This window comes from Roseicyclus marinus, assembly GCF_036322625.1.
Lineage (GTDB): Bacteria > Pseudomonadota > Alphaproteobacteria > Rhodobacterales > Rhodobacteraceae > Roseicyclus > Roseicyclus marinus_A.
The window spans coordinates 2,925,332-2,946,003 of record NZ_AP027266.1; the positions used below are offsets into that span (position 1 = coordinate 2,925,332).

The 20,672-nt window shown below is 61.5% G+C and carries 19 protein-coding genes and 1 tRNA gene; 10 read left to right on the forward strand and 10 right to left on the reverse strand.

Annotated features, from left to right (window positions below):
* Nucleotides 1-7: 7 nt before the first annotated feature.
* On the forward strand, nucleotides 8-484 hold the full coding sequence (locus tag AABA51_RS14070) for a GNAT family N-acetyltransferase (protein WP_338272610.1): 477 nt from the start codon (nucleotides 8-10) through the stop codon (nucleotides 482-484).
* Between the two features lie 42 nt (nucleotides 485-526).
* A tRNA-Arg gene (locus AABA51_RS14075) sits at nucleotides 527-603 on the forward strand.
* Between the two features lie 886 nt (nucleotides 604-1,489).
* On the opposite strand, the gene AABA51_RS14080 is transcribed toward AABA51_RS14075, so the two are convergent.
* The 5 genes from AABA51_RS14080 to AABA51_RS14100 all read right to left on the reverse strand — a co-directional run bounded on the left by AABA51_RS14080 (nucleotide 1,490) and on the right by AABA51_RS14100 (nucleotide 6,225).
* Nucleotides 1,490-2,557 carry an Ldh family oxidoreductase gene (locus tag AABA51_RS14080; protein WP_338272612.1) on the reverse strand — a complete coding sequence of 356 codons (1,068 nt, stop codon included), beginning with the start codon at nucleotides 2,555-2,557 and terminating at the stop codon, nucleotides 1,490-1,492.
* Complete coding sequence (locus AABA51_RS14085; RefSeq protein WP_338272613.1) at nucleotides 2,547-3,407, reverse strand: ABC transporter permease; 861 nt, start codon at nucleotides 3,405-3,407, stop codon at nucleotides 2,547-2,549. The genes AABA51_RS14080 and AABA51_RS14085 overlap by 11 nt, the downstream gene beginning before the upstream one ends.
* A complete protein-coding gene (locus AABA51_RS14090; protein ID WP_425328816.1) occupies nucleotides 3,404-4,207 on the reverse strand; it encodes an ABC transporter ATP-binding protein in 804 nt (267 codons plus the stop codon). Before AABA51_RS14090 ends, AABA51_RS14085 begins: the two co-directional genes overlap by 4 nt.
* Nucleotides 4,208-4,209: 2 nt before the next feature.
* A complete protein-coding gene (locus AABA51_RS14095; RefSeq protein WP_338272617.1) occupies nucleotides 4,210-5,208 on the reverse strand; it encodes an ABC transporter substrate-binding protein in 999 nt (332 codons plus the stop codon).
* A gap of 90 nt (nucleotides 5,209-5,298) precedes the next feature.
* Nucleotides 5,299-6,225, reverse strand: coding sequence for a fumarylacetoacetate hydrolase family protein (locus AABA51_RS14100; protein WP_338272619.1), 927 nt, complete (start codon nucleotides 6,223-6,225; stop codon nucleotides 5,299-5,301).
* A 141-nt stretch (nucleotides 6,226-6,366) separates the two neighbouring features.
* On the opposite strand from AABA51_RS14100, the gene AABA51_RS14105 reads away from it, so the two are divergent.
* Together AABA51_RS14105 and AABA51_RS14110 are read left to right on the forward strand one after the other, a co-directional pair.
* The gene (locus AABA51_RS14105; RefSeq protein ID WP_338272620.1) at nucleotides 6,367-7,044 is read left to right on the forward strand and encodes a FadR/GntR family transcriptional regulator; all 678 of its coding nucleotides are present in this window, start codon (nucleotides 6,367-6,369) and stop codon (nucleotides 7,042-7,044) included.
* A 197-nt stretch (nucleotides 7,045-7,241) separates the two neighbouring features.
* On the forward strand, nucleotides 7,242-7,925 hold the full coding sequence (locus AABA51_RS14110) for a fumarylacetoacetate hydrolase family protein (protein WP_338272621.1): 684 nt from the start codon (nucleotides 7,242-7,244) through the stop codon (nucleotides 7,923-7,925).
* 688 nt (nucleotides 7,926-8,613) lie between these two features.
* Here the strand turns inward: AABA51_RS14110 and AABA51_RS14115 are convergent.
* From AABA51_RS14115 to AABA51_RS14135, 5 genes are all read right to left on the reverse strand, one after another.
* Nucleotides 8,614-9,186 carry a hypothetical protein gene (locus tag AABA51_RS14115; protein WP_338272623.1) on the reverse strand — a complete coding sequence of 191 codons (573 nt, stop codon included), beginning with the start codon at nucleotides 9,184-9,186 and terminating at the stop codon, nucleotides 8,614-8,616.
* Nucleotides 9,187-9,512: 326 nt separating this feature from the next.
* A complete protein-coding gene (locus AABA51_RS14120; RefSeq protein WP_338272624.1) occupies nucleotides 9,513-11,975 on the reverse strand; it encodes a DUF5906 domain-containing protein in 2,463 nt (820 codons plus the stop codon).
* Nucleotides 11,976-12,067: 92 nt separating this feature from the next.
* Complete coding sequence (locus AABA51_RS14125) at nucleotides 12,068-12,283, reverse strand: helix-turn-helix transcriptional regulator (protein ID WP_338272625.1); 216 nt, start codon at nucleotides 12,281-12,283, stop codon at nucleotides 12,068-12,070.
* An 85-nt stretch (nucleotides 12,284-12,368) separates the two neighbouring features.
* On the reverse strand, nucleotides 12,369-13,028 hold the full coding sequence (locus AABA51_RS14130; protein WP_338272627.1) for a hypothetical protein: 660 nt from the start codon (nucleotides 13,026-13,028) through the stop codon (nucleotides 12,369-12,371).
* Nucleotides 13,025-14,209, reverse strand: coding sequence for a tyrosine-type recombinase/integrase (locus AABA51_RS14135; RefSeq protein WP_338272629.1), 1,185 nt, complete (start codon nucleotides 14,207-14,209; stop codon nucleotides 13,025-13,027). Before AABA51_RS14135 ends, AABA51_RS14130 begins: the two co-directional genes overlap by 4 nt.
* Between AABA51_RS14135 and AABA51_RS14140 the strand changes: the two genes are divergently transcribed.
* From AABA51_RS14140 to AABA51_RS14165, 6 genes are all read left to right on the forward strand, one after another.
* Nucleotides 14,208-14,420, forward strand: a complete 213-nt coding sequence (locus AABA51_RS14140) for a hypothetical protein (RefSeq protein ID WP_338272631.1) — start codon at nucleotides 14,208-14,210, stop codon at nucleotides 14,418-14,420. The genes AABA51_RS14135 and AABA51_RS14140 overlap by 2 nt on opposite strands.
* A gap of 104 nt (nucleotides 14,421-14,524) precedes the next feature.
* Nucleotides 14,525-15,151, forward strand: coding sequence for a hypothetical protein (locus AABA51_RS14145; RefSeq protein ID WP_338272632.1), 627 nt, complete (start codon nucleotides 14,525-14,527; stop codon nucleotides 15,149-15,151).
* A 75-nt stretch (nucleotides 15,152-15,226) separates the two neighbouring features.
* Nucleotides 15,227-15,676 carry a type III secretion system chaperone gene (locus tag AABA51_RS14150; RefSeq protein WP_338272633.1) on the forward strand — a complete coding sequence of 150 codons (450 nt, stop codon included), beginning with the start codon at nucleotides 15,227-15,229 and terminating at the stop codon, nucleotides 15,674-15,676.
* 739 nt (nucleotides 15,677-16,415) lie between these two features.
* Nucleotides 16,416-19,073: a bifunctional diguanylate cyclase/phosphodiesterase gene (locus AABA51_RS14155; protein ID WP_338272634.1), complete on the forward strand. Its 2,658-nt coding sequence runs from the start codon at nucleotides 16,416-16,418 to the stop codon at nucleotides 19,071-19,073.
* 323 nt (nucleotides 19,074-19,396) lie between these two features.
* A complete protein-coding gene (locus AABA51_RS14160) occupies nucleotides 19,397-20,041 on the forward strand; it encodes a response regulator transcription factor (RefSeq protein WP_338272635.1) in 645 nt (214 codons plus the stop codon).
* 156 nt (nucleotides 20,042-20,197) lie between these two features.
* Nucleotides 20,198-20,653, forward strand: a complete 456-nt coding sequence (locus tag AABA51_RS14165; RefSeq protein WP_338272637.1) for a hypothetical protein — start codon at nucleotides 20,198-20,200, stop codon at nucleotides 20,651-20,653.
* Nucleotides 20,654-20,672 lie beyond the last annotated feature (19 nt).

Genomic DNA, 20,672 nt, shown 5'->3' on the forward strand with positions numbered 1-20,672 from the left:
AGGTGCCATGCCCCAGACGCTTCAGTATGGCCTGATCGCGCCCGACGATCCCGCACTGGCCGGGCTGATCGACCGCCACGCCGCCGAAAGCGCGCGCCATTACCCGGCGGACAGCAACCACCACCTCGACGGTCCGGCACTCGCCGCGCAGGGCGCGATCCTCTTCGCCGCGCGCCTTGGCGGCCCCGATGGCCCGGTCCGCGCCATGGGTGGCTATGCGCCCCTGTCCGCGACCGAGGCCGAGATCAAATCGATGCATGTCGAAACCGCCCTGCGCGGCCAGGGGGCGGGGGCACGCATCCTCACGCTGATCCTCGATCACGCCAAGGCATCGGGCTTTGCCCGTCTCTGGCTCGAAACCGGCAGCCTGCCCGCCTCCGCCCCCGCGCGGCGGCTCTACGCCCGGGCAGGCTTCACCCCCTGCCCGCCTTTCGGCACCTACCGCCCCGACCCGATGAGCGTCTTCATGACCCGCACGCTTTGAGCGTGGACCGAACCCCACAGCTGCGCTATGCAACCCCCGCGTGGCCCCTTAGCTCAACAGGATAGAGCAGCTGACTTCTAATCAGCAGGTTGAGGGTTCGAGTCCTTCAGGGGTCGCCATAAAATCAATAGGTTACGTGACGTATTTTGCCCGCCTCGGCTCTCGGGGTTTCAAGTGGGTTACAAAACCGAGAAATGCCCAAGCCGGATGACTCGTTCAACGCGGTATTATCAAACGATCCGTATGAAGCACCCCCACCCCACTTCACCTACGGCAAGCGCCACGTCGACCCCACCCGGGGGGTAGGGGCCCAAATCCGTCAAGGTACCCTCTGTCTACAGTAATACTATCCTGCGCGAACGGGTAGTGCTCTGTGCTGTTCTGGGAACTGGTCTCGGATGCCGCGTCGCCGTCCTCTCTGATTAACGGCACCCAAAACCCTGTGCTGCCCTCGGGCGATGCCTCGGTAAGCCGCAGAATATTCCGTCTTTTGGCGTCTTTACCGCGCCTAGCTTTAAGGTGATCTGGGTTCCTCTGCTGTCCCGATCAGCGTGCAGATGGAACTTCGAGCCCTCAACTCGGCCGCATGGGCGCAGGTTTGTGAGACCGCACTCATTGATCGGAACGTCAGGGGGGCAGCCATGCCCATTGTCGCAGAAGTCGATCTGCAATGCCGCGCCTTGCTCTCCCGGCGGCGACTGTGACTTTGATCGCTTGGACGCCTAGAATGGCTGATTGAATTGGCAAAGGCTTCCTGCACCATCCGCGCGGCCTACAACATTTGCCTTGTGGCTAGGTAGATATGTCAAGATGCCTCTACGTGCCAACTAAAATCCATCCCAAGTCTCGAACCCAGTCAGCAACCCGCGCCAGCAGGCTACTCAGCACAGATCAATTTGTCCAATTCGAAGGACAATATCCAATGGACTGCTAAAGCAGCCTAGGGTTCGGCATTTTAGCGATAGCCTCTTGATAGTTTGAGGATCGTTCTCTCTGCTTATGTGCTCAAGCTGCAGTGAAAGGCGCGACCAATCCGCAGTCGGTGGCGAGGGCGTTCAGGTCGCGCTGCAAGGAAGGGTTCAGCGTCAGGCCGTCGCGGCGCTGAGCCTCGGCCACGGCGGCTTTCCCGTCGCCGGGCAGACGCACCGGGTCATGGCCGGGCAGAGGGAGCGAGGCGCGCATCTCCGCAAAAACAGCTGCGGCCCTTTTGGCGAAGCCATCGCCGAGACCGAATGCCGCCGGATCGAGTGCCATCACGAACTGGCCGGTGTTCGTCTCGGAGGTCGTATCGGCGGTGAAATCGACGACATCCGATCCGAAGGCAGCACCGTTCAGCACCCCCGCGAACAGGCCGATGACCACCGACAGGCCAAAGCCTTTCGGCCCACCAATGGGCAAGAGGAAGCCTTCGGATGCGCGGGACGGGTCGGTCAGCGGTTGGCCGTCCTTGCCGACCATCCATCCTTCGGGCATCGGCTCGCCGCGTTGGATCAGGGTCTTGATCTTGCCCATCGCCGCGACCGTCGTCGCCATGTCGAAGACGAAGGGATCGGGGCCGTCGACTGGGGCCGAGACGGCGATGGGATTGGTGCCGAGCAGCAGATCCGAGCCGCCATAGGGTGGCACGTGGTTGGCGCTGCCCACGGCGGCGGCCATGCCGAGCATCCCGGCCTCTGCCTGCGGACGAACATATAGCGCCAAGGGGCCTGCGTGATTGCCGCGCCGAACGCCCACCCAGCCGATGCCGACCTTGCGCGCCTTGTCGATGGCCAGATCGCGTGCCGCAGACATGGCAAGATGCCCAAGCCCGTTATCCCCGTCGATCAGGGCCGTCGCGCTCGTCTCTTTAACCACGGAGAGGACGGGGGATGCATTGTACCCCCCGTCCCTCAGCCGCGCGAGATATTGGCGCAGACGGAACACGCCATGCGTGCCATAGCCGTAGAGATCGGCCTCAACCATCAGCGCCGAGACCTTGGCCGCGTCGGTCCGGGGCACGCCCCGCGACATCAGTGCCTCTGCCACGAACCGGCGCAGGGCCTCGGCCGCGATGGCCTCCGCGTCAGGCGTCATGGGCGCCCACGCGTTCCTTGTGCCAGAACACGACCTTGCGCTGGACGTATTGGACAAGGACATAGAGCGCGAGGCCGACAAGGCTGAGATAGAGGATCAGCGAAAAGACCCGCGGCGTATTTAGCTGGGACGCCGCGACCCGGATCTGTTCGCCGAACCCCTGGCCACCCCCGAGAAATTCGCCGGTGATCGCGCCTGCCATCACACCGACCGCGCCGATCTTGAGGCCGGTGAAGATCTGCGGCAGGCCCGTCGGCAGCTTCATCTTGATCAGCGTTTGCCAGCGGCTTGCGCCCATGGTCTTGAACAGCATGCGGGCGTTTTCATCGGCCGAATGCAGACCTGCCGCCGTGCCGACCACGATGGGAAAGGTCGCGATGAAGGCCGCAAGCGCCACTTTCGATTCGATGCCGAAGCCCAGCCAAGCCACGAAGAGCGGTGCGAAGGCGACCTTGGGCATGGTGTCGATCGCCACGAGATAGGGCATGACCGCCTTTTCGCCGAAGGCCGTTTCGCCCACCAGAACGCCCAGCGAAAAGCCGATCGCGATGGCAAGGGCGAAGCCGTAGACCACTTCGAGGATCGTGATCCAGAGAGCGCCCAGAAGATATCCACCCCCGAGCAGGTTGCGGCCGACGAAGATCATGTCCTCGAGCGTTTCCCACGGTGTCGGCAGGATGATCGGGGAAACCAATCCCAAGCTCGTGACAAGTTGCCATGTGCCGACGAAGACGATGAAGACGAAAGCCATCGCGATCGAACGTGGGACGGAGTCGATGAACGAGACCTGTTGCACCCAGACCGTATCCTCGGCCCGCTCCGGGGAGGGATTTTCTTGAACGTCGCTCACATATCTTCTCCCTTGTCCAGAAGGTCCCGGATGTAATCGACGGTTTCGCCGAATTCGGGCGTGGTCATCATGTGGAGCGTGCGGGGCCGAGGCAGATCGACCTTCACGATTTCCGCGATCCGGCCCGGCCGCGGTTTCATCACCACGATCTCGTCCGAAAGGATCACGGCTTCCTGGATCGAATGGGTCACGAGAAAGGCGGTCGCTTCCGTTTCGCGGCAGATCCGCTGAAGCTCCATGTTCATGTTGTCGCGTGACAGCTCGTCGAGGGCGCTGAACGGCTCGTCCAGAAGCAGAACGGCGGGTTCCGTGATCAGCATCCGGCAGATCGAGGCGCGTTGGGCCATGCCGCCCGACAGCTCGTTCGGATAGACTTCCTCGAACCCCTTGAGCCCGACGATATCGAGCAATTCAAGGGCCTTTTCCCGCGCCTTTTTCGCCGCCGCCTTGCCGTCCCGGATCTCGATCGGAAGAACGATGTTTTCGACCGCGGTTTTCCACGGGAACAGGGTGGCTTGCTGGAACATCATGCCGATATCGCGGCGCGGCCCGGTGACGGGTTTGCCCTGCAAGACCACCCGCCCGCTGCTGGGCGGAATGAGGCCCGCCATGATCTTGAGGAGCGTGGACTTGCCGCAACCGCTTGAGCCGATGACGGATGTGAAGCTGCCCTTGCGCAGGGTCAGGCTGACATCCTCGAGGGCCACGACGCGGTTGCGCGCATATGTCTTGCCCACATGGGTGAGCTCGTAAACCGGCGCGCCAAGGGGCGCGCCGGAATAGTCATGTGCTACGGCCATGCTCATTCGCCGACAGCCTCGTAGCCGATTTCCGCGAATTCATTGGTCCAGGCTGCGCCCAGATCATCGAGCGGAGCCGCGATCTCGCCACCGGCAACCAGCGCATCTTGCCATTCCTGCCACACTTCCGCGGGATACCAGCCGAGATGGGGGCTGCCTTCGGGCGGGACGGTCTTGGAGCGCACGGCATCGAAAAGCGCCGATTGGAATTCGCGATCCTCGCCTTCTTGCGGATTGCCCGCCGACAGATGCGCAAGCACCGCCTCGCGGTTGGCGTCATCCAGCGCGAAAGCATGTCCACGGGCAAAGGCGCGGCTCCAGGCCTCGACCAATTCGCGGTCGTTGCGGATGGTTTCGCCCATGGTGGCGATGCCATTGCCGAAGAAGCGACCGAATTCGGCAGGGGTGATGTCGCGCACGGCCATGCCGCGCTGGTTGAGGATCGCGGTATCCGCAGTCGAGGCCGAATAGGCGTCAATCTCGCCGTTCAGGAAGGCCGCGGTCGCGGGGCCGCCGTCGCCCACGGTGAGGAAGGTATAATCCTGCCCTTCGACCATGCCGGCAGCGGTCATCACGTTGCGGGCAAAGCCCACCTCGGCCCCGTCAGCCGTGCCCGTGCCGATCACGAGGCCACGCAGGCCGTTGACGGATTGCACATCGGAATCCACCGGTACCGCGATGCCGAAATTGCTGCGCGCCGAGACATTGTAGATGTGCACCGCATCCACCCCGCGCGAACGGGCTGCGATGAGCGGTCCCGGTCCCGGACGACCGAAATGGGCCTGACCGGCCGAAAGCGCCTGCAGAACCGCCCCCGAACCGTTAATGGCTTCGACCCTGACATTCAGCCCTTCTTCCTCGAAGAACCCTTCCCCGATGGCAACGAAAACCGGGAACGAGTTGATGGCGGACGGGCTGGGCTGCACGAATGTGATATCCCTGAGGTCCTGCGCGAAAGCCGTTGCCCCCAGCAACCCCAGTGCGGGGAGCGCCGATAACATCGCCTTGAACGTTCGTCTCGTGATCATTTCTGTCTCTCCTCCCAAAGTAGGTTGACCCACCCCCATGTGCCTTCTGGCGGGATTGGGCGCTTACACGGCGCGCACAGTGTTCGAGAGCGTGCCGATCCCGGAAATTCTGCACTCCACCCGGTCGCCGTCCTTGAGGAAGCGAGGCGGGTCCATCGCATAGCCGACGCCCGAGGGTGTCCCCGTCGCGATGATGTCACCCGGCTCCAGCGTCAGCCCTTCGGACAGGGAGGCGATCAGGGTCGGGATGTCGAAGATCATATCGGCGGTCGTGCCGTCTTGGCGCCGCTCGCCATTGACCGACAGCCCGATGGCCAGGTCATGCGGGTTCTCGATGGCATCGGCGGTCACGATCCAGGGGCCGATGGGGCAGGATCCATCCAGCCCCTTTCCCTTGAAATACTGTCCGCCATGACGACGCTGGATGTCGCGCGCGGTGATGTCGTTCAGGATCGTGTATCCAAAAACGTGGTCATAGGCTTTGGTCGGGGAAATGTTGCGGCCCGGCTTGCCGATGACGAGCGCAAGTTCCACCTCGTAATCGATGGCTTCGGACACGGTCGGAAAGATCAGGACATCGCCGTCCGGCTCCACGATCGAGGTAGGGGGCTTGGTGAAAAAGACCGGATGCTCGGTCACGCCGACCTTCTGGTTCTGGGCCCGGTCGCCTTCGGCGATATGCTCGGCGTAATTGCGTCCGACGCAGAAGATATTCTTGCGCGGCTGCGGGATCGGGGCGAGCAGGCGGGCACCGGGGAGAAGCACCGCATGGGCGTGCCGCCCGGCCTCTGCCGCTTCCACGAGATCGCCCAGCACGGCCAGCGCGGCGGGGCCTGCTTCGATCAGGCGCTGCAAGCTGCCATCCCGAAGCGCATCTCCGATATCGCCCGGCAGGTTGCGCGCTGCGAGCGCGATATCCAGCATGTCGCCGGTCGACAGGATCGCCACACCGCGCGGCGCGTCTTTCCCCGAAATAGTCGCCAGTTGCACCCGGCTGTCCTCCCTGACTTGTGGTCGCCGATCCCTGCATGGCCGGACGGGCGGCAAGGCTGCGCCGAATTCCGATTTCGATTGATTTTCGGTCGAGCCATGGTTTCAATCAAACAACCAATGGCTCAATTGGGTGGTGACATGGCCTCCGAAGACTTGGTCCAAGACCTCAGGAACCTGATCGATACGGCGGGGTATCGGCACCATGACCGCGTGCCGCCCGAGCGGGAATTATGCGAGGTTCTGGGCACCACGCGCGCCAAGCTGCGCCGTGCGCTCGCCGAACTCGAGGCCGAGGGACGGATCTGGCGCCATGTCGGTCGCGGGACATTCGTCGGGGCCCGTCCGGTCCTCAACCTCAAGGACATCACCTATCTGCAAGACCAGATCAAACCGGCGCAGGTGGTCGCCGTCCGGTTCTCGATTGAACCCGAACTGAGCCGCCTCGCGGCGCGCTACGCCACTGGCTCGGACCGCGAACAGCTCAGAATTTGTTCAGAAAAATGCCGAATGGCAAAGGATTGGCGCACCTATGAGGCTTGGGATAACAACCTCCATCACGCGATCGCGCGGTCGACGCGCAACCAGCTTTACCTCTATTTTTTCGAGACCCTGAACGCTGTCCGCCGCTCGGTCGTCTGGGGGCGTCCCCGCGCCACCCTCAAGCCAAGCGAAGACTATTCCAGCTTTCTCGAACATGACGGAATCGTTGCGGCCATCGCCGAGGGAAACGAGGCGCTGGCCGCGGAAAGAATGACCTCGCATCTGAAATCGGTCTATTCGCGGATCTTGCCCGAGGCCATTCCGTCGCATGTCTGAGATGCCGAAAGCGGGCGAAACCAATTTCCAAATTGGTTGCTGCACCTTCGGCGCGCAATGCGCCAAACAAGGCTCCGGTACGACCACCCATCGTACGGCAACCGGGCCAGCCCGTGGCGTTCTTGACCCCGACTGGACCCATATACTTTCCAGACGCGCAAGGGTCCGCGCCCCGACCATCTACAAAGAGGAAGATCATGTCCAAAACCGTCATCCCGGCCCCAGCGGTTCCTGTCATCCCGACCTCGGAAGGTGCCGATTTCCCGGTGCGCCGGGTCTATTGCATCGGACGAAACTTCGCGGCGCATGCGGTCGAGATGGGGCATGACCCGAACCGGGAACCGCCCTTCTTTTTCCAGAAAAACCCCAATAATCTCGATGCTTCGGGCGAATTTCCCTATCCGCCGCACAGCAGCGATGTCCATCACGAGGTCGAGCTTCTGGTCGCTCTGAAATCGGGTGGCACGAATATCTCGGTGGAGAGCGCGCTCGACCATGTGTGGGGCTATGGCGTCTGTCTCGACATGACCCGCCGCGATCTGCAGGGCGAGGCCAAGAAGATGGGTCGCCCGTGGGAAATCGGCAAAGCCTTCGAACGGTCCGGTCCCGTTGGTCCGGTCCATCCCGTCTCCGACGTGGGCCACCCGGACCAGGGGCGGGTTTCCCTGACCATCAACGGCGAGTTGCGGCAGGACGGCGACCTGAACCAGATGATTTGGAAAGTGCCCGAGATGATCTCCTACCTGTCGGAGTATTTCGAGCTGGCGGCCGGCGATGTCATCATGGCTGGCACTCCGGCCGGGGTAAACGCTGTCGATCGCGGCGACGAGATGGTTGCGACGATCGAAGGGGTTGGCACTCTCACAGTTAAGGTCGTCTGATCCTCTCAATCAACGTTTTGTGTTCGGCGCCCCCTCCTTGAGCGGGCGCCGTTTATCTTGCCAGTAGGCGCTTTAAAAATATGACGTGATTTAACGGTGGGGGCCTGTAGGCCACTGGCAACCGCCACGACCACGAATGTATCGGGCGCCCGCAACAATTTTGGCATCTAAGGGCGTGATGATTTTCAAGGGAATCCGAAAGCACACCTGAACGAGATTACGCGACGTTCAAGGCATTCGCATCTAAAACCAGGCGATGTGCCCCAGCTACACCTCTACGGTTGGACTATAGCCAACAACGATGACGCCAACAGGACGTTCCTTCGGTTTCGGCCCACGGGTCCGAGGACCACTCAGCTGACCCGCCTTCGCCAAGACCGCTTCGTAAACAGTGAGGCGGGCCAACGCCTGACTTCGCCGATGCTTGGCCTGTCGCGTCTCCTGCCCGCCTTTGTATTGAGGGTGTTCTACGCCCTTCCGGACAGTCTCCTGACGTCGTGCGCCGTGATAGCGGCACGTAGCCATGCCGAAGGCAGCAGGGTTCCAGCAGCGCTCACCAGTTGTCCTTGATCGAGCGGTGCAGCGAGCCGCGTGTCCGGCGAGCACTGTGGGCAAAGGCATAGCAGTTTACCTTTATCAAGCCGGGGCGGGCGTTCGACCGGTCACAATTACGCGCTGACCCAAGGAGTCAGAGGGTCTCCAGCCTGATTTCGTGCAGCGCATCCATATCGGCTGCGCTCAAGCTCGATTTGTTTTGATCAGACACTTGCAGCGCATCATGCGTGATCCTCAACCCATTGGTAATGAGGCCGTAAAGGTCCGAATACCCACTCCTGATGCTGGCGTACTCGCCCGCGATGCCTGACTTCAGCCGGATGCGCTGTATTTCGCAGTCGTCCACGTACACGTGTATGCGTCGCGTGAATTGGCGGACGGCTGCATCGACATACAGGTGAGGTACGCCGTCCCCTTGCAAAGCGTCGATGGCCGGCAGCACGTCATAGCCGAATTGGTGCGCTAAATCCTCGGGTAGCCCCTTTAGCCAGATCGCCATGTCATCTGAGGTGCAGCGCACCAGATAAGCCGGTCGAGCGTACCCTTTCCGGTTCAGTAGGTAGTCACGGATTTCGTTGATCGCAGCTAAGTCCTTCGTCAGGCTGTCGATCACGTCGCGCAGTTTGTATGCGCCGCTTGTCAGCGGATGAGCCCGACGGTCCGCTTGGCCTTTTTCGAACGCGCGGCGGCAGGAACGTACAGTCATGGGAACCTCGTGAATTGCATACACTAAGTGTAGCATTTTCGGTGCATTTGCGCACCCAAAAACACAATATGTTGCGGCGTTCGCGTTGTGATTTTTCGCATGCTGACACGGCCACCACGCGGCGCTGTGCCTCACCGCCTCAGCCGTGCCTCGGTTGGGGTCAAACAAATGAGGCACAAAAATATATGTAACATCAATTGCTTGAGGGGTGCTGCCTCAGTGCCCCACGCATCTTCAAGATTAATTAAAAAGATAATGATGGTGACGAGAGCTTGCCCCACCCGCCACCTCACCCGCCTGCCGCGCCGAACTCAGCAAACCCGAATTCATCTGTGCCATCGGGACACTGAGGCAGACGGCTTGCGCAGGTGTTCTTCCACCCGCTGAAATTCGTCTCGCCATTCCTGCATGCTGCGCTCTCCCCATTCTTGATGGTTCACCAAAGAGCAAACCCGGACTCTCCGGCCTGGAGTAACGCGCAGCTGCTTCTGGTGGACATATCCACCAGCTTTCTTGGCTGCATTCTGGACGGCCTTGTCCGAGCTGCGTCTGTCATCGGTGTGTTCGCGGTATGCCTCGTGTAGCAGCTCAGTAGAAATGACCTCCCCGCCAAAAACCGCCGCTGCGTCTTCGATCGCGTCCACCATCCACTGCTCCAATGAGCTCCGGCCAGCGGCGATCATCTGCCGCTTTGCCTCCGTTGTCGGCGCAGGGGCCGTGGGGTTGAAACCCAACAGCGAAACCTGATTGGTCAGGTGGTGGTGCAATGCCGCGTATCCCCCACTGTCGCGCCAGTCGACGAACTGCCCGTAGAAGGCATCTGACTTGCGCCCATTGTTGACCTCGACGACGAAGAAGCGCCTGTCTTCCGTCACGAGATGTATGGCATCCTCGTGGTTGGACAGGAAAACAAACCCGATGTGATTGTCGATCTCATACTCGGGCTGGTGTTTCTCGTTGATCCGCAACTTCGTCCCGGAGATGAGCGTTTTGAACTTGTCAGCGTCTTGGCGGTTACTGCCGCTCAAGACCTCGTCGCCAATAACAAAGACGCGGTTCTTGGCCCACGAATTGAAGTCCCCTGTCAGGCTGTCTTTTGTCACCAGACAGTAGTGTCGCTCACCAACGATGTTCCCGAAGGTCTCAAAGAACAGATTTTTCCCGGCACCGTGGTCGCGGCTCCAGACCAACAGCGCGGTGTTCATCTTTACTCCCGGGCGTAGGAGCTTATGGGCCAGCCACTGCTCGACGTAGCGCTGCTCGTCTGGGTTCGGGAATAGGTGATCCCGGAGTTCGATATAGGGTCCTATATCACCCTGCTCCGGCGGTACTGCGAAGCCGGTCCACGTGTTGATATCGTTGCCCCCTGTAACAGGAGGCTGGCCTGGTGCGAACACAAGACCGCGATGTTGCCGCCGCAGCGGGTGGCCAAGCCATGCACTGACCCGGCACAGGTGAGCCATCTTGCCGTCACCCGGCACCTGAAGCTTGGCGTTCAGGTACTGGGTCTTGAGCTCCGAGGTTTTGGCGAAGTCCCCAAACTCGAACCTGTAGATGGTCTTTTGTGCCTCGACCCACGCATATTTCTTGTTCATCTGACCGACCCAGTCGGGAACGTCACTGGCGCACTCGCGCGTTTGCATAGCTGCTGGATTGGCTCGTTCTACGTAGCCGTGCTGCCGGGCGTGATGGACCAGCGTAGCAATGGAGGTCCCTCGATCAGCATCGTACCCAGAAAACAGATCCCTTATTTGTTTGGCCGCGTCGGCACCCCCATCGGCTGCATCAGCCCAGTGTTTGTCCCAGCCCTTGCTCCAATCCGTGAAAATCTGCTCACTGATCGTCCAGCCGAGCGACGCGACCGACCATGCCAGTCGCAGCCACGTTTTCCTCCCAACATCTGGCGGTATACAGGCAAGCATAGCTTTGACCTTTGCGACGTTGTCTGGGGTTTCGTCCCAAGTGCCCGCGAGCCCCCCAGCAAGCCGAACCGTCTGTTGCATCATTTCCGCGTAGCGTGGTGACGCCTTGATGGTGTCCGGCACCCTCAACTCGCCGAATGCACTAGGCAGCAATGGAGCAGTTTGCGACCGTTTGCGCTCCCCAAGGTCAGAGACGGCAAACTCAGCGCACGCCTTGTCGATTTGATCGCGCAGCCCCTCAAAACAGTACGGCCCGTTGTCCTCGAGCAGGGCCACACGACGCGGCGGGTCAAACTTCCAGTTGAAACTACCTACCGGACGCAGGACCCGGGCCGCATCCGCCGTGACACTGGGGTCAGCCATGAGCCCGCACGCGGCGCAGAGGGCCTTGAGCTGCTCCGCCACTGTCTTCCATTCCGCTGCTGGAACCACCCCCTCAAGGGGCCAATAGGCGTGCAAGCCACCACCACTGTCTACCAGCAGGGGAACTGGTAAACCTGTGGCGTCGCAGAAGCCGCGTAGGGCCACGTCCGCTTCGGTCTTTGTTGCGTAACCCTCACCCTTGCGGGCCTTCTCCTCCCCACAGTCAAGATCGATATACAAAGACCTGAGCGATCTTGCGTTATCGGACGCGCGCGTTGTGCCGTCACCGAATGACGCACAGGCGTGATATACGTGCCAGCCATTGTCGCAGAACTCGGCGAGCTCGGAAGCCAAGGCGTCCAAATCACCCACGGACGTCTGGCTTTTCCTGTTGAGCACACGATGCGCCCTGAAAATGAAGTGCACACCGTCGTTCGGTATGACCTTCGCGAGGAAATCACGGTTGATTACGGACACTTCGTCGGTGCACGAAAAATCATCCATAGGGCTGCCTTTCCTTGGCAGCGCGCCGTGGGCATGCTATAAGAACAATTGATGAACTGCTCTTCCGCGTGCCTTCGGGCGCGCGGTTTCGTTTAAAGGTCGTCGCAGGTGCTGGTGCGCTCAGCCAGCCTTTCAGCCAGCCAGTCCTGCACTTCGCTCTCCACCCAGCCGACACGGCAGGGGCCTAGACGGACCCGCTTAGGGAACCGCCCAGCGCGCTCCATACGACGTATGTGCGACGACGAATATGGCACCCGCTCCTTGACTTGCATTTCGGTCAGGATGCGGACGGTTGTCTCAGGAGGCATAGCGATCTCCGTGTAAGGTTGACCATGGGCAACCTCAAACACGGAATGCTGACTACACGACTGTAGGCTCGTGTAGTTTGTCCGGCTACTGGAAGTCGTGCAACCGACGGTATCCGGCGGCGTCAACAAGACGTGTAACTATATCAATGTGCTCCCATTCCGCCGCTACATTGCCAGCCCCATCGCGCGCTCTGTTTTTGATGTTGGCAACCCGTTTCTTAACAGCGTTTGTGTTCTTCTTATCGCTATCAGTCTTTCGCCCGATGATCTCTAACGACACAGCATCTCTGACGATTTGAGCCCGAGCGACGTCATCACCTTCAGCGCGCTCCCACAGAACATACATGGCAGCACGGAGAAATGCGGTTTCCACGTTCGGCTTGTTGGTGATCCGCCGTCCACCAAAAATCTCGGCACCTTCACCGCCGCGCACAGCCTCTACATGCCCTCGAAACTGGTCTCTGAAGGGCAAGAGTTCGTCGCCACGTTCCGTCGCCTCAAGCGCCTCAAGGGCCGCCTTCACTGCAAGGAAGCGATGCCGCTCTTCTAATGTGACCGGGCTTGCCGTGGCCAAAAGACTACGCGCCTGCTGTAGCAGCGATGCGCGCGTTGCACTGGCTTTTCCATAGCCAACGTTTGGGACGCCCGCCTCTTTGAGCCCCAGCAGAATCATGATGCTGGCCGCTTCCGCGACTGGATCCGCAGTGCCAGATTGCAACGCTCCGGATGAAACAGATTTGCTCATGACTTCACCTCGATCCATCGCCCCCAAGCCTCCAGCGCGTTCCGCCGCTCCTCGAGGTACTGTCCGCGCTGATAGACTGCGGCGACGCCGCGCACGGCACCCGACTGGTGGTTCAACACCTTGTCGACAACCACCGGGCTAACGCCAAGCTTTTCGGTGCAGTGTGTGGCGAATGAGCGTCGAAGGTCATGAAGGGTCCAGCCGGTTACGCCGCTCAGTTCGTCGAGCTGCCGCTTCGTCGTAGAGAACCCGCTTATGGGCAGGACAGGTGCTGGCTCGCCTTCATCAGTCTTGCGCCGGACGCGCGTAGCCGGAAACACCAGTTCACACCCGTCGATGCGCGGCACTGACCTCAAGACCGCGATGGCTGCATCCGACAGGTGGACAGTGTGCGCTTTGCCGTTCTTTGAACGCTCGGCGGGCAGAACCCAAACACAGTCGGCGTCGTTGATCTCACGCCATCGCATTCCAGCCACCTCGTCGCGGCGCTGTCCAGTCAGGATCAGCAGTTTAACGAAGGGGCCAAAAGGATATCTGATCGCCTCTGCAGCCTGCAGCACTCGGGCGATTTCGTCTGGTGATAGGACGCGGTCGCGGGCGACCTCCTTGGTGGGCTTTGCGATACCCAACGTGGGATTCCCATCGAGATAGTCACGCTCAAGGCACCAGTTGAAGAAGCGGCGCAGGAACGCCAGCACGCGGTTTGCCTGCACCTCGGCACCACTATCACGGATACCGTCGATCAGCTTGAGCACGTCGGCCTTCTTGATGTCGTCGAGACGGCGCTGACCGAGCTTGGGCAGGACGTGCAGCTCCATCGCCTTCTTGACCTGCGACACCGTCTTGTTGCCACCCTGATCGCGCTGCAACCATTCCCTATATACGTCATGGAAGCACTGCCGCTTCGCTGGCGCCTCCATCTCCCCTCGGGCCATCTTGGCCAGCTCTTCGGCGCCGCGGATGCGGGCCTCCTTCAAACCGATCCGCGGGTAGTGACCTATCGTCCTACGTGTCATGCGTCCGGCCACGCGGGTCATCACGAACCAGCTCTTCGTGCCGGAAGTGCCGATCCGCACACCAAGACCGCGCACCTGCGCATCGTAAAGATCGTACCGCCCCTCCTTACCTTGCGCGCTGCGCAGGACATTATCGGTCAGGTTCCGTTCAACGGTCTTGGGCATGGCAAACCCCTTGCTGTGGGTTACAATTGGGTTACAAAAACGTGGCGAGCTATGGTCGACAGTGAAAATCCATGCGCAGAAGTTGCCCGTAAAAAATCAAAAAAACAACGCTTTTTGGTTGCCGATGATCTCCACCGGAAAATTAGAGCAGCTGACTTCTAATCAGCAGGTTGAGGGTTCGAGTCCTTCAGGGGTCGCCAATTTCCCGTGACTGTCGCCCTTCATCGGCACACGCCCTGCAGCCAGTGAGATTTGACACAGCCCCCGGCGCGAAATGCGGCGAGACTGGCTCAAAGCTTCAGGAAAGAGAGTGCCATGTCAGTCACAGAAGTCAGAGGGCCGTCGCCCGCAATCGCACAAACCCAGCTCACCACGGGCAGCATCGGCGGCAAGGACGCTGCCGCCGGCGCACCCGCCGAAAGACCCGCCAAGCACGGCAGCGTCTTTTCCGCGATCAAATCCTTCCTGTCCAACATTGCCGCGAAATTCGACAATTGGCAGGCCAAGGTCGAAACCGCCAAGGCCGAGGCCAAGTCGGACAAGCTCGACGCCACCATGACCAAGGCCGGTCGCGGGCTCCTGACCGAGCTGAGCAAGCCGCACCCGGATGTCTCGACGCTCAACAAGCTCATGACCCTGGCCCGCAAGTCGGGCGATGAGAATTACGTCGAGACGCTCACCACGAAGATGACCGAACTGACCGCCGGCAGAACCGACACGCTGCGCGACGGGATCAAGACGGCGATCGACCTCGTGGGGCAATTCCAGGAACAAACGGTCGAAGACATCGCGGATGCCCAAGACCGTCGGCCGGGGATGAACACGGATCTCGCCGCTGTGCGCAGCGCCTTCATCCTGCCCGCGGTCCAGACCCTGCAGGCCGAGTTGAGCCAGATGTTCGCCAGCATGCCGACATCGGACCAGCTCAAGACCCAGGGCTGATGCCTGCCACCACCATGTTTCCATGCGCAGGGCCGGGACAAAACCCCGGCCCGCCAAATGCAAAGGATCTTTTCTGTGAACTGCAAGGAATTCATCGCGGCGCTTGCGTCATCCACCGGCCTCAGCGACCTTGCCCCCGATGCAGACGGGCAAGCCGCGATCGTCGTGGACGGGGCCTACAAACTCACCTTCTCGGTCGAAACGGACGATTACACCCTGGCCTGCCGCGTGCCCTTGATGAGCACGTCGGAGTTCCGCGGCTCCTACGCCGATCTGCTCGAGGCAAATCTTGATGCCGAAACCTCGGGCGGCGGGGCGCTGGCCATCGATGCGGCCTCGGGCGACATCACCTATGTCCGCTTCATCGCCACAAAGGGCATCACCAGCGCCTCCGAAGTCAACGATGTCGTGACCTCGATCCTGCACATGTCGGCCTTCTGGCAGCAACACCTGCCCAAGCTTCAGACCGAGCAGGCACAAACCCCGTCTCAAGATACACTCGATACGGTCGTCCTGCAGCTCTGACAGGCGGCAGAAATGATGGCGGAACCGGCCCGGTTTCGCGGTTGCGGGGCTTGGCGTTGCAATGGACCAGGATGCCCCTGCTGTCGTGCGCCCCCCTTTCGCGCCGTTTCGGCCATCCGATCCCAAGCTCAGCGGGCGACGGCATGCCGTTCTGCCCCTGCGGGCGCGTGGGGGTTTGGAACAGCGCGATCCATTCGACCAATCCTGCCTTACGGCGCGGTTCGGCCGCCGTATTAAGGAATTATCAAAAGTGCAATTATTGTCTTTTTTGACCATTTGTACATTCTAAGTTTCGGATTATCCATACTCTCGGTGTTTTTAATTTCGTATAAAGTTTTCAAAAATGACTTTGGCTCGAAAGTCGCCGTAGTGATTTTCATCACCTGATCCGGTCGACGCCATAATCAGTGCCTTAACAGGTGCCGTGTCCGCGCATGGAATTGAAGCGAATTGCGCGGCTCGAACCCTGCGGGGGTGTGCGCCCCATCGATGTCTTGCACGTGACGGCAGGGCAACGCGCCTGCGCGTCTTGCTGTGCGTCAAGACCAGACACCTTCGGCGGCACCGGCTTCTTTCGGGGCCATGCCTCGGCTTTGACGGATCAGGAAAGGCTGCCTTCCACGATGCGCACAAAATCTGCCCCGGCGGACACCCGCAGCTTGCGATACCCGCACCCCATGGATGGGGCCGGGTCCTGCCCCGTGGCGGGATCTTTCATGGCCCTCCGGCGCATGGGTCGATGTCCATGTTGAACGACCTGTGGAAAGCCCTGCTGCTCAGCGTGATGCTCGGCTGCATTCTCGGCGTCGCGGTCGGCGTCAGGGACACCGCGCGCAACAAGGCGGCGATCGTGTCCGACCTCAACCGCGATGCCCTTCTGGCGGTCGATACGGTCGAACTGCTCGCCCGGAACCTGCGGCTTGCGGTGACGACGGTGGCCGCCAACATCGATCCCGACAACATGGCCGACAGCGCCGTACAGCTCTGGCCCCAGCTCTCCGAGGAATGGCGCGATTTCCGGACCGTGCTGATCATCGACATGTCGGGCACGATTGCCGCCGACCTTGGCCGCGGGGGGGCTGCGGTCGGCACGGACGTGTCGTTCCGCGATTATTTCCGCGAGATCGTGACGGACCCGTCCAGGATCTATTTCGTCGGCGCACCGATCATTTCGCAATTCGACGGCCAATGGGTGCTGCCGGTCAGTGCGCCGATCCTCGACACCGACCGCGTGCTACGGGGCGTCGTGACCGCAAGCGTGGAATACGGGTATTTCGAGCCTGACGCCTGGCAGACGCTGGGCGCGCGCACGAACTTGCACCTGCTGGCCCTCGAAACGGGCAGCGTCTTCGACCTCGACCTCGAACACCCGCTGCTGGCACCCCAGGCGCGCATCGGCAGCGCGGCTCTGGACATCGGGACCCAGCACATCGACGACCTGCCCCACGGCCTGCCGATACCGGGGCAAACCGCCTTCGTCGTCCGGACCAGCCACGAGGGTCTGGGCGTCATCGTCTCGCGCCCGACGGACGAGATCGACGCCGAGGCGGCAAAGGCGGGGACATTCGTCGGAAGCCTCACGGGCATCCTGTCGGCCTTGATGCTCTTCATCTTCCTGCGCGGCCGCGTGATGTTGCGCAGGGTGCGCGCGGACGCTCGGCAATTGCGCCTGTTGCAAGAACGTCAGCGCCTGGCCACCAGCGCCGGCGGCATCGGCATCTGGGACCTGGAAATCAGCTCGGGCAAGGTGGTCTGGGATGCGCTGATGCACCGGTGCTACGGCACGGATCCCGCGACCTTTCCCGCCACCTTCGAGGCATGGCGCGAAAGGCTTCACCCGGCGGATATGGCCAACACCATCGCCACCTTCCAAAAGGCTGTCAAAACCGGAACCGATCTCACCGCGAAATTCCGCATCCTGACCCCGCAGGGCGAAGAACGGACACTCCAGGCCTCCGCCAGCATCACCGAAGGGCCCGATGGCCGGTCGAAACACATGATCGGCGTCAATCTCGACATCACGCGCGAAATCGCCCGCGAAATGGCGCTCAAGGATGCGCTCGAGCGCATCGAACACGACGCCACCCACGATGCGCTCACGGGGATCGGGAACCGGCGCGGCTTCTTCTATCACGTCGATGCGCTCGCCGCCCGGTATCGCGAGGATGCGCCGACAGCGGTCCTGCTGCTCGACATCGACCAATACAAGATGGTCAACGACGTGGTGGGCCATACCGGCGGGGATCACCTACTCAAGACCGTCGCCACCCTGCTGGAAACCGCCCTCGGCGCGGATGGCTATGTCGCCCGCATCGGCGGCGATGAATTCGCGATGATCCTGTGCGGCGCGGATCTGGAAAACCGCGCCCAGACCATGAGCGAGCGGATTCTCGCGCTATGCCGGGAACCCGTGCCCTACAAGACCATGACGATCCGCTACACGGCCAGCATCGGCATCGCCATCGGCAAGCTGTCGGCAGCCCACAGGCTGCTCGAGGATGCGGACATCGCCCTCTACGCGGCCAAGAATTCCGGGCGCAACCAGTCGCAGCTCTATTCCCACGAGATGCGCGTGAAATCCGAGCAAAAGAAGCATCTGGCCGATGACCTCACCATCGCCATCGAACAGGGCCAGATCGGCATCCGTCTGCAACCGCAGGTCTGTGCGCGCAGCGAAACCCTGTCGGGGGCCGAAGTGCTGATGCGCTGGTGGCATCCGCAGCGCGGAGAGCTGTCTCCGCCGGAATTCCTCCCCGTCGCGACCGAACTCGGCCTTCTGCCCGAGCTCGACAGGATCATGATGAAACAGGCCGTCGAGGCCGCAAAAACCCTTGCCCGGCAGGGGATCGTGCTGCCCAGCCTGTCCATGAACATCAGCGTCGAGCGCCTGACCCAACCCGATCTGATCGCCGACGTCGCCAATCTCCCCGATTATCCGGGCGAACTCATCTTCGAGCTTCTCGAAGCCACGGATTTCAGCTGTTCCCACCAGGATGTCTTCGCGCGCATCGCCGAATTGCGCGATCTCGGCGTGAAATTCGCCGTCGACGATTTCGGGTCCGGCCATGCCTCCCTGACCACGCTGCTCGCCCTGAACCCCGATTACGTCAAGATCGACAAGCGCCTCGTGATCGAGGGAACGACCGATGCAGCCAGCCCCTCGCCCTTCCTGATCACGATCTCCGAATTGTGTCACCGCCTCGATATCGCGACCATCGCAGAAGGCGTGGAAACCCGCGAAACCGTCGACATGATGGCCGCCCTCGGGGCCGATATCCTCCAGGGCTTCTTCATCGCAAAACCCCTGAACGTCCCGGAATTCGTCACCTGGTCGCGCCAAGAGGCGGCAGAGGGCGGGGTCACCGCCCCGCGCGAACAGCCCTTGAACGGGGGCTGAACCGCCCCCCGGGGCGGGGTGGGCGGGGCCTCCCGCGTCACGCGATCACGGCGCAAAGGGCCGGTTTCCGGCGCGCGATCCACCCTCCGTGCCTTGCGCGGCGCGGGAACCGCAGTCTCGTCCTGTCCCGGCCGCCCCATCGCGCTACCTGTGTCTCCCTGACCGATTGTGCGCAGCCCAAGCCCCCCGTATGTTGACTCTGCGGGCGGCGAATTTTCATCAGGCCACTCGCGCGTAGTTTTCCCAGTATCCGCTTGTCACAAGAATTATCCATCTTGGCTCCCACCCCCGGGGGCCCATTATCCCTTTGGACACCAGCGCGCATGAAACGTCTTATCCTCGTGGAAGATTCCGTGATCTGGCAGGAAGCCATGATCGAAGCCGTCTCCCATCTGCCGTGGCATGCCACGGTCATGACCTTCAGCAACGGCTACGACGCCACCCAGTATTTCAAGAAGGCACAACGCGAACCCGACCTGATGCTCGTCGACCTCGGCCTGCCCGACATGCCGGGGGTCGATGTCATCACGCATGCCCGCACATCCTTCCCCGAGATCTCGACCCTGGTGATCAGCTCGCTCAATTCCCGCGACCAGGTGATCAATGCGATCCGCGCGGGCGCATCGGGCTATATCCTCAAGGATGACAGCTCCATCGCGATCGCGACCGCGATCCAGCAGGTGCTCGAAGGCAATTATCCCATCAGCCCCGAAATCGCCCGCTATCTCGTCGAATTGTCGGTGAACCGGAAATCCGCCGGCGGCAGACCCGTTCCCAATCTGTCCAAGCAGGAACTGCGCCTGCTGGAACTGATCGGCAAGGGCAACAGCTACGCCCAATGCGCCCATATCATGGAATTGCAGCTGTCCACCGTGCAGACCTATTCCAAGAACCTCTATCGCAAGCTCAACGTGCATTCCCAAAGCCAGGCCGCGGCGGCGGCGCATGAATTGGGCCTGTTCGAATAGGGCACGGCCCCGCGCGTCCATGATGCCCCGACCGCGCCGGGATCAGAGGGCTGACAGGGCGTCACCCCTGAACTGGGGCATTGTCCCCATGCCTGCCTCCAGCGAGACAAGGCCTTGGTCCGTGGGCATTTTCCCACGCAAACCCAGGCAACCGCGATGGATATGCGCAAGGTCTCGTCCAAGGACGCAACAACCCCCCTCAGGGCGCTCGTGATCGGCGCGGATCCCGCGAACGTCACGGCGATGGCCATGCTCTTGCAAAAGCGCGGCCATGACGTGGCGCTTTTCCTCGACCTGACCGATGCCGCCGCGCGCCTCGGGCGCGAAACCTTCGATTGCGTCATTTTCGAATGCCGCAGCCGGGACGAGATGGACAAGATCCACGACCTCCTCGACAGCGCCGAAATGGCCGACCATCGCGACAGATGCGCGATCATCGCCACCAACATGCAAGGCTTCGCCCTGACCGAGGCGGAAACCGGATCGGGCCAGGTCCATCCCGGCCCCGTGACCGGCAACGTGGTCGACCGCCTGTTGCTCGCAACAGGCTTCGGCCCGACAGACCCGCCCGATCTAGGGGCCAAGACCAGCCGCAAACACGGACCGCACTGACAGCCATCCTGCATCCGCG

Coding starts and splice junctions, on each gene's coding strand:
- AABA51_RS14070 (WP_338272610.1), top strand. CDS start 8: ATGCCCCAGACGCTTCAGTATGGCCTGATCGCGCCCGACGATCCCGCA.
- AABA51_RS14080 (WP_338272612.1), bottom strand. CDS start 2,557: ATGACGCCTGACGCGGAGGCCATCGCGGCCGAGGCCCTGCGCCGGTTC.
- AABA51_RS14090 (WP_425328816.1), bottom strand. CDS start 4,207: ATGGCCGTAGCACATGACTATTCCGGCGCGCCCCTTGGCGCGCCGGTT.
- AABA51_RS14095 (WP_338272617.1), bottom strand. CDS start 5,208: ATGTTATCGGCGCTCCCCGCACTGGGGTTGCTGGGGGCAACGGCTTTC.
- AABA51_RS14105 (WP_338272620.1), top strand. CDS start 6,367: ATGGCCTCCGAAGACTTGGTCCAAGACCTCAGGAACCTGATCGATACG.
- AABA51_RS14110 (WP_338272621.1), top strand. CDS start 7,242: ATGTCCAAAACCGTCATCCCGGCCCCAGCGGTTCCTGTCATCCCGACC.
- AABA51_RS14115 (WP_338272623.1), bottom strand. CDS start 9,186: ATGACTGTACGTTCCTGCCGCCGCGCGTTCGAAAAAGGCCAAGCGGAC.
- AABA51_RS14120 (WP_338272624.1), bottom strand. CDS start 11,975: ATGGATGATTTTTCGTGCACCGACGAAGTGTCCGTAATCAACCGTGAT.
- AABA51_RS14125 (WP_338272625.1), bottom strand. CDS start 12,283: ATGCCTCCTGAGACAACCGTCCGCATCCTGACCGAAATGCAAGTCAAG.
- AABA51_RS14130 (WP_338272627.1), bottom strand. CDS start 13,028: ATGAGCAAATCTGTTTCATCCGGAGCGTTGCAATCTGGCACTGCGGAT.
- AABA51_RS14140 (WP_338272631.1), top strand. CDS start 14,208: ATGGCAAACCCCTTGCTGTGGGTTACAATTGGGTTACAAAAACGTGGC.
- AABA51_RS14135 (WP_338272629.1), bottom strand. CDS start 14,209: ATGCCCAAGACCGTTGAACGGAACCTGACCGATAATGTCCTGCGCAGC.
- AABA51_RS14145 (WP_338272632.1), top strand. CDS start 14,525: ATGTCAGTCACAGAAGTCAGAGGGCCGTCGCCCGCAATCGCACAAACC.
- AABA51_RS14155 (WP_338272634.1), top strand. CDS start 16,416: ATGTCCATGTTGAACGACCTGTGGAAAGCCCTGCTGCTCAGCGTGATG.
- AABA51_RS14160 (WP_338272635.1), top strand. CDS start 19,397: ATGAAACGTCTTATCCTCGTGGAAGATTCCGTGATCTGGCAGGAAGCC.
- AABA51_RS14165 (WP_338272637.1), top strand. CDS start 20,198: ATGGATATGCGCAAGGTCTCGTCCAAGGACGCAACAACCCCCCTCAGG.